The 9231-nt window shown below is 36.5% G+C and carries 7 protein-coding genes; 1 reads left to right on the top strand and 6 read right to left on the bottom strand.

The window, feature by feature from the left end; all coding sequences use genetic code 11:
- Positions 1–208 precede the first annotated feature (208 nt).
- On the top strand, positions 209–748 hold the full coding sequence (locus KCG35_RS22590) for a GNAT family N-acetyltransferase (RefSeq protein ID WP_215822126.1): 540 nt from the start codon (positions 209–211) through the stop codon (positions 746–748).
- Positions 749–1022: 274 nt separating this feature from the next.
- On the opposite strand, the gene KCG35_RS22595 is transcribed toward KCG35_RS22590, so the two are convergent.
- From KCG35_RS22595 to KCG35_RS22620, 6 genes are all read right to left on the bottom strand, one after another.
- Positions 1023–2258, bottom strand: a complete 1236-nt coding sequence (locus KCG35_RS22595) for a hypothetical protein (RefSeq protein ID WP_215822127.1) — start codon at positions 2256–2258, stop codon at positions 1023–1025.
- Between the two features lie 73 nt (positions 2259–2331).
- Entirely contained in the window at positions 2332–3846 is a 1515-nt protein-coding gene (locus KCG35_RS22600) for an internalin (protein WP_215822128.1), read from the bottom strand.
- A 14-nt stretch (positions 3847–3860) separates the two neighbouring features.
- A complete protein-coding gene (locus KCG35_RS22605) occupies positions 3861–4709 on the bottom strand; it encodes a GEVED domain-containing protein (RefSeq protein ID WP_215822129.1) in 849 nt (282 codons plus the stop codon).
- A gap of 13 nt (positions 4710–4722) precedes the next feature.
- On the bottom strand, positions 4723–5958 hold the full coding sequence (locus KCG35_RS22610) for a hypothetical protein (protein WP_215822130.1): 1236 nt from the start codon (positions 5956–5958) through the stop codon (positions 4723–4725).
- A 131-nt stretch (positions 5959–6089) separates the two neighbouring features.
- A complete protein-coding gene (locus KCG35_RS22615; protein ID WP_215822131.1) occupies positions 6090–8027 on the bottom strand; it encodes a Hint domain-containing protein in 1938 nt (645 codons plus the stop codon).
- 99 nt (positions 8028–8126) lie between these two features.
- The coding region (locus KCG35_RS22620; protein ID WP_230409326.1) for a GEVED domain-containing protein at positions 8127–9231 on the bottom strand (1105 nt) is incomplete at its 5' end.

A 9231-nucleotide genomic window follows, 5' to 3' on the forward strand; every position in this document is an offset into this window, starting at 1 on the left:
TAACCTTTTAGAAATTGTTAGCTTGTAATCACTATAATACAACTCTACTGACAGCATTATGTCAGTAGAGGCTACTCTTGCTTCTATTATTAGCTCAAACACCCCTGTCATACAGTTCGCATAAAGGAAGCATTCTCGTTAAAATCTTTACAGGACTTATACCCTTCGTTGATAGGTATATATGAATTTATAAAATAGGAGACACGTTTTGTTCACCTTTAAAGTTGATCACGAACTTGAGCTTGCTTTAGTTCAACCTTCTTTTGTTAAGGACTACTACAAGATAGTATCAAGTGAACGAGATTATTTAGCTCAGTGGTTAAATTGGCCTCTACATGCACAATCTGAAGAATTCTTTATCTCATTCATCAAGCATTCACTTCACGATTATGCTGAAGGAAAATCATTAACCTGTGCCTTAATTTTCCAAAAGCAGGTAGTAGGCAATATATGCTACAGTGCAATTAACCAAGAGCTTAAGAAAGTGGAAATTGGTTATTGGCTAAGTGCTGAGCACCAAGGAAAAGGAATTGTTACAAGAGCAGTTAAAGCGCTTATTACCAACGCTTTTGATGAATTAGGTATGGAAAAAGTCCAGATATCAGTTGCGGCAGAAAACTACCCAAGTCGTAAGGTTTGTGAAAAACTAGGTATGAATCAAGAGGGTATTATAACTAATGCAGAAAATTTAAATGGTCAAATAGTCGATCATGTCATATATGGACTCCATCACTCTATTCAACAATAATAGCCAGTTATTTCTCTATAAACGGTAGTTATAGTCAATTATTATCGCGTTATTGACGGTGCTACCCCCTTCACGAATCATTTTTAGGGTTTGTTGTCAGCACAACCTGAGCAACAAGGATGTTGGGAATGCAGTTTAAGCAGGAGCATTTAACTGCCACTCCAGTCACTTATTAATATAAGCTTCGGGGGCTTCATCGATTGACCATCGCACTCTTGTGCCCCTGAGCCCAAGGGATATAAAAACCCTACATTTTTGGTATATATAAAAATTATTAAATTTGAATTATATACAAATCAAGCATTGCCTGATCAACGGCTATCCGGCAAACTTCAAATTCAGATGCAGCCTGACATGCAACGGTTGCTTGGTGTAATTTAGCAAGATTATGTTCGACTTTAGTTAGCGCTTTCGCATATTTTTCTTTTTTTTCACGATCAGACTCAACAGCATAAAATGCTTGAAGCGACTGTTGATAGTCATATTGCTCCAGTAATTTAATCTTTATTTTTTCTTCCTGTATTTTAAAACCCGGATCAATATAAGGTTCATTTGGAGGATTTAATGCAAAATGTCCAGAATGATCATATCGACGCGTATCAAAGGATAATACCTTCCTAGATGCTGTGCTTAAGTCCTGATGATAGCCATTATCACCAAATAAATAGTCAAATAATAAATTTGCTGTGTTAAAACACTCATTGATATTTTCAATTTTACAGTATTTTGGATTATTATTGAGTAACTGTGTCAGTTTGGGAGTTTCACCGCCGTTAGTCACTACATTAATGCTATAGACAGCATCTTCCGCGTAATCATACCACTCTTTAGTATAGGTTTTAGTTTTTTTTACAAATAAAACCCGAACCTTGACTTTAGTGACAAATTTTTTATAAGCCTCTTTGGATTTAAAATGTAACTTTGCAGTTACATATACTTCCCCTCCCGTATCCATATGGTAAATAAACTCATCACCACATTTGTTAATCACAATATTAGGGGCCGCATCTAACATAGCCTGCCCTAAAGGCGTTAAATGACGGTTTTCCAAAGTATAATTAGGCCCATTGTACATAAGTTTAACAGTTGAAGCTGCCGTCGTTTTGTTTTCTGAAATACGTGATGTCATTGACACGCTCACCGAGCCTGAAAAAATGATAACATTCACACCACCTTTAACCTTACCAAAGACCTGTTCCATAGTATCTTTTGTTTGGCGAGAACCTAAATAGCTCAGCTCAACACTTGTATCTCCTGTTTTTTTCCAGCGCCCCGTAACACAAGCCTGCTTTTTAAAACCACTCTGGCTATCTAATCCGAGCCCAAGCCATGTTAATTGAGCATTATCTGCTATATATTCAGCACTCGTTACTGGTGTTGATGACGAAATTAATAATGTCATTAAAAGATAGGTCCAACCAGATTTCAAACGGCCTTTATTTACATAATCAAGTGTAATAGCATAACAAGCTCTGTACCTAAATAGCAGAATTGTGGATATTTTTTTCACAGTATTGGTTCCTACAAAGTAGTACCTAAATAGCAGACACTATACCCTTCGAGAAGGGTATAGTTTAAAGATATTAGTTTATGAAATAATCACCATAAGTCGCTAACGCAAATTCACATGGTGTCCACTCTAATATACCATCGGTTGGGTTAGCATTATCAACAAAAACAGGTGCCCAACGTAGATTCCGATAAGCGATCGATTGTTGCTCAGTTTCCAAGCCATTATTTGTCGCTGTTTGTCGTGCAACCTCACACTGACGAACAGACTTAACTTCACTATTAACTTCTAACTGTGAGTGATCATATTCAGCAATACAAGCTTCTTCTGCTGTAGATGCACATGTATCTTTCACATTATTCCAATAATCAACACATTCCGTTCCAAAAGGATGTTCCTGACAGTACTTAGCAATGTCATAATATAACCAGGCATTGTTATAAGCCGCTTGTTTAATTTGCTCTACTTTTATTCTCTGCTCATTAGGCATCCAACTATAGTAGCTTGCTAACAAGTCAGAAGCTCGCTGCTCATCTTTGATGGCACGCTTGTAATTATCAGTCATCTCATAAATAATTTGGTCCCGCTGCCAACTGACCTCCTGATACTCAGGAACTAAACGTTTAACATCAAGCGTACTACGATCATAACGTGTCGTTTCATAACTGACTACATTATAATCACTCAAAGAATCAAACTGCAGCTGGAAATCCGTTTTTGCATACTGAATGGCTTCCTCGAATAAATCAAAGCAAGGTTTTGGATTTTCCAGTGAACACGTAATAATATTATTTGGAATAACCTTAAGTAGTTCTATAGGATTACCGCCTTTTTGTAGTGCTCTCACTGTAATTTTAACGGACTTTTTAACCTCCTCATCCAGAAAATCCAGTTCACCTTTAACCGATACAATCCCCCCAGCCACATCAACACCTAAATAGCCACCAATATTATCTTTATCACGGCTATTTAAAAATTCCACTTTCATATTTACAAACAGCTGAGAACCATATTCGATGGAAGTAACAAATTCATCACCTGCTAACTCAGCTAATTGATTCTGGTATTGAGTTGCAATAGCATCACCCACTGGAGATAGCACAAAGCCGGTATTAGCGTTTTCAGGTAGCAATACACGCTTTTTAGGCGTTGCTGTTGCACTAAATGTATAAGAGCTAGCATACTCAGACTCTGCTGCTTCTTTTGCGATATGAGCCCCCGCATTTACTTGAACAACATTGATGGCGACTGAAGCATCAACACTACCATTAAGCATACTTAAGACTTCATCATAGCTAGTGTCTTGATCATAAGTAACGGTAAACTTAACTCCACCATAGTTTTGTCTTTCTACACCGGCAACGGGTTGATGATTTAAAAATATTTCTTTTGTGCTGTCATACGCCGTTCCCAATTGAATATGGTCATTCACAAGGCCTGGAATTTTTGTTCCAAACCTTTCCGACATCATTGACCAAGATCTTTCGGGTTGATGATCAAATGGTAACTCTCTGTCCATTGCGACAGCATTGCTAATAACACTTAATGCTGTACTGACCAACAGACCTGAAAATAGTATAGGTTTCATGTCCTTGCCCTGCCTTAATTTATTTTTATCGTATATTCTTCGACTTCACCAAAACGCACATTTTGACATGGATTACGACTTCCTCCTCCCATATCCATGGTTATACGCATTTTGGTAAACCCAGGTTTTGCATTGGCAGGCACTTTAATCAGCTTACTAATAGCTTCGTCACTCACTTCATTAACTAAAATTGCTTCACCTTTATCAGCAAAATCACCATCCCTATTCCAGTCAATCCAACCATGCCATGTTTCAGGCCAGGCCATAATAGTATATCCAGGTGTAACCACAAGATTATAACTACTACCACGGCTCACCTGAATAACACGCCCCCAAAAATTAGATAACTTATTGGCAACACTGGAATTACTGAAAGAACCAAAATCAACTTGCTTTATATATTCTTTTGAAGAGTCTCTTGCTGATATTTTGCAATACTCTTTAAAGTCAAAACTGGTAATTAACCCAATCACTCGATACCCTACAGGGATCGTTTTACAAGAATCTGTAGCGGAAACACCTGCTATCCAATTAGCTGGATTTTCATGGCTTTCATTACCAAAAGTTAAATACTGAGGGAAGGTTTTTAAATTACCTCGATCATAAAGCCACGCGTTTTTTAACGCATTAATTTTATCCTGTTCAGACTGTAAGTCAGTTGCATCATACATCCGTTCCCAAGTTTCAACCAATAACCCACTATAACATTTTTCAAGCCATTGAAATCGGCCAACGGCTTGATTGGGTGATAGGATATCATTCCACATACCATAGTTTTGGTATTGTTTAGCATAGCCTAAATTTGCAAACAATCCGACCATGCAAAACAGCACAGTGTAATAAATACGATGCCATATTATCATCTTTATTTCCTTATTAGAGTGAGCTTAAATTCAATTTTGAATCGTCATATGTCCTAATACTACTCGCATTAATTATTTGCTCACGCTCACGGCAATAGCTACCAAGGGGATTTTTTTGGCAATAAGCAACGGCACTGGCATAGCTATAGGCGTTGAACCGTGCTTTAGTTTCAATATCTTTAATAATTGCTTTATCTTCTGAGCTTAAGGTTGCAGAGTAATAATTTAAAATATTTTCTGCCCGACGTTTGTCTAACATAGACTTAACCCAACGATCACTCATCCGTTTTACAGAAAGCTTAGTTAAGTATTCTATATCTTCATACCCAGCTTGGGGCAATAATACATTTAAACTTGGACCAGAATATTTATACTGCTGAGTATAAAGCTTAACAGGATTATATTTATCTAAATTACTTAGTTGGTTAATATAATCTTTTTTCAAATAAATAACAGCTTCTCTAAATAAGTTAAAGCAAGGTGTAGGATTAGCCAAACTACACTTCATAAGACCATCTGGAATAATATTTGCTAACCTTAAAGGATCACCTCCAACCTGTTTTGCAGTAATCGATATTTTTACAGAGTTTTTGGTAGCTTCATCTAATAAATCAAGATCTCCACTAACATTAACAACCCCCATAGCATCAACTTTTAAATATCCGCCAATATTTTTTTTATCTTTTGCACTACGGTACTCTATCTTCATATTAATCATTAAATATGAGCCATATTCAATAGCCGTTACAAACTCATCACCTAATTCTTCAAAACGATTGCCAGGACTGTCATTCGCTAATTCAACTGCCGCCGTTGTAGGTTGATAACCTTGATTATTCGCTGGAACCAATAACCGCTTTTTGGGTTTGCTATTTAAATAAAAAGTATAAGTACCCGTATACTCATCAGCTGAATTTTCTGTCGCATATTGTCCTCCAGCATCAACACTTACTGCATTGACTTTAACACCCACATCAACACTGCCATTAACCATATCCAAAAGCTGTTTATACCCTAAATCTACAGCAAAACGAATTTCCGATTCTGTATTACCATAGGACTCATCTACACTACCATTAACTGCTTGAAAGCCATAAAAACCGCCTTTTTTACTGTGATAAGCCGTACCTAAAGGAATATTATCATTATCAATGCCAGGTATTTCAGAAGCTAAACCTATCACAGGAATTACAGCCACTCCTGCTGTTAGTATCATGGCATGGATGAAGTTATGTCTTTTTTTCTTCATCAAAGTATGTCCTTAAATTCTTCCTTTTACGTCACTATCAACGCACTAGGGATACTCAGTGTAGGATACTATAGTTAAAGCCAGTAACTGCGACTATAATCACTATACTGCAGTTACTGACTAAATTGTTGTTATTGGTTATTCAAGAAGTCCTGATGCCAACGTTCAGGAATTTGCTGAAGTTGTTCTTCGACAGTTAATTGTTGTTGGTCTTTAAAAGAATAATCCGCTTGCATGGATATCCCTCCCACTAACAATCCATTGGCAAATACCGCTTTAGCATCAGCTGTTAATACGTTTTTTGAACCTTCAATTTTTGCTAACTTGAGGTTATGAACAGTATCATTATAATTTTCTTCTGCTATTTTAATAACGGGCGTAGTGCCCTGCTTAGTCATTAACTGATCACCCTGACGCACTTCCTTCGCCCAAATAATACCTCTGTTCTTGGTTAATACTGGATGGGTTTCGGTTAAGAGAACAGACTTAGCATCGTTGGTATTAATACGAATCATCGGTAATACTTCATTACCAATTGAAGTATCCTCTACTTTCATAATTAAACCATTAGCCTGCACTTGATCACCAATCATAACTTGCTCAATAGGCTTCTGCGAACCATCCGCCATGGTAATCTGAGTACCTTTAGCCATACAGCTGTATTCAAAATACATAAAGGGCATTTTGTCTTCAACAACCCATTGGTGAGAAGGTGTTTTACTATTATCTGCTGTAATATCAACTGTAAACGTTACCTCATCATAAAACATTGGGTTAACATCAGCGACTATATGAATTTCCCACTCCACATTTTTGAAACGTTTATACATTGTAGCAGTGCCAAATACTGCTTTCTCTTTAGGAATATCCCAAGAAATAATAGTATGAGGTTGTCCATCAATGGTAACTTCACGGGTTTCAATAAAATCAACAAATGAATCTCCTGTGGCAGGATCAACTAACTGAGCATGCTCTCCTGTATTGGTAGAAATCCAAATATTTGTTTTTCCGGATATAAATGTATCTGGTGGTACTTCAGAAGGTTTGTAAATTTTTTTAATTTTATGGGGGGTAGTAATTGATCCATTAAAGGGTAATTTGATTAATAGCTTATCATTTGGCGTATTTGCAGGATACATTTGATCATAGTCACAATCACCATGATCACGATTTAAACATACCTGAATTTTATTATCATCATTCTTATCTGTAGGCGCAACTAAATCCAGTTCACCATTAGTATTAGTACCTTTTAGTTTAGCTCTATACTCACTCACCGTTTTTTTTGAGATTATACGATAATGACCTTTATTGCCATCAGCATCTTCGTATATAACTATAGACTCTACTGTCAAAATATCGGAGTCATCATAAACAGCACTAATAAATTCATCTGATACAGGGCTATAAGCCACGACATTATTTGCTTTACCAGCAAAAGCATGTATACCCCCGGGATGACCTAGCTTAATTGTCTTATTTGGATCATCTGGGTGTTGCCCCATAACAATAGCGCTAGTATAAGTATACGTCATTTTACCAGTGATACTGGTTCTAGCTTTAGCCAGCATTTCATCCTTTTCTGTTTTTACATTCTTCCCTGCATCTAAATCCTGTATTCTATGAAAAATATCTTTCGGCTTATCATTAGCCAATACTCTTGCAATATTAATACGTTCATTATTATTTAAGTTTAATAATGAAATAGCTCTATTTTTTGTCATTCCTGACTTAAGCATCTTATGATACTCACGCTTTAGAGTATGCTCTTTTTTGGACTGTTCAAGCATTTTATACAACTGTGGCGACTTCTCTCTGGTTGTGCCCGTTAAGCGTAAGTGCTCTAAAATATAATCATATTGTTCCTGATCAGAAAGATCTAATTTTACAGGACCTCTTTTCTTACCAGTTATATTATCAATATGGAATCGTGCCTTATCAAATGAAGATGACAACTCCTCAATAGGAATAGATAATCGATGTTCAGCAGCACTGACTGGATTACTTAACCATAGCGCACTTGACATAGCTATTGCTGAAATAACTAGTGAGAGCTTATTGAGTTTCACGACTGAGTCCTTTTAATTATGTGTTTTAATGTTGTTTATAGTATATAAAATGTACGTTATTTATATAAAATATATTAATACTTACTTTCCTAAAGTAAGCTACTTAATCTCTACAATATAGTCTTCAACTTCACCACCAACACCTCCAAAAAGATCCCCAAACTTATCACACGCGTTAGGTTTTTTATTTGTTTTTAAAATAACTCGCATTTTAGTCAAACCACTTTTTGCAGCTGAAGGAATATAAAAACTATTTGCTACAGTATCCTTAAAGTCATTTTCAGTAGCTACTTTTTCATTTACCTCAAACGCACCATTTCTATTCAGGTCAATCCAAATCCCAGCATAAGTCGATTTCCTACCCCAAAAGTAATAAGGTGTTATTGCAAAGTTATATGACTCACCTTTTTTAAGGGGAATTTGAGTTCCAGCATAATTTAGATAACCACCGTTTTTACCAGACTCATTTAAAAAGGCGCCTACACCAAATTTATCTAAATAGGCAAAACTCACATATTCTCCCCTTGCTTCACAGTAACCTTCTGGAAGACCCGAGCTACCTGAGACATTTTCAAACGTAATTTCTGCCACATTACTGCTATATACATCATTCAGGATAAGTTTTACTTGGTAAGAAATAGGTGGCTCACCCTCTCCTGGCATGTCAAATTGATGCGAAATTTCGCTGTTAAATGCAGGTTTACCACTGAAAGTTTCACCATTAATTTGCCATTGCCAATCCATTTCATCTGGTAGATATAAAGAGGTATTTTTAAAATAAACAGTATCCTCTATCTTTCTGAAATTAAAACGGACTAACGGTTTTGGACTTGTATCCGTATTACCATTTACCAGCAAGTAGTCTTCAAACTCTCCCACTTTGAGTGAATCACATGGATTCTTAATTTTCGTCCCCCAACTCATAGCAATACGCATTCGTGTACTACTGTGAGCAGGTAATAACGGCATAGTCATTTGCACATTAATATCATCTTTACTTTTAGACTCGGTTATTAATTCACCCTCATCGGCAAAATCCCCATCACCATTCACATCAATAAAAATCGACCAATAATGACTATAGCTATTACTCCCTTTATCGAGCTTAATAGTATATTTTTCACCAGCATTTACTTTAAACTGCGTGTTCAAATACTGTCCATAACCAGAGGGTTCTTGCAGGGTAACTGGTCCCAGTTGTTGA

Source organism: Zooshikella harenae (assembly GCF_018837975.1).
Taxonomy (GTDB): domain Bacteria; phylum Pseudomonadota; class Gammaproteobacteria; order Pseudomonadales; family Zooshikellaceae; genus Zooshikella; species Zooshikella harenae.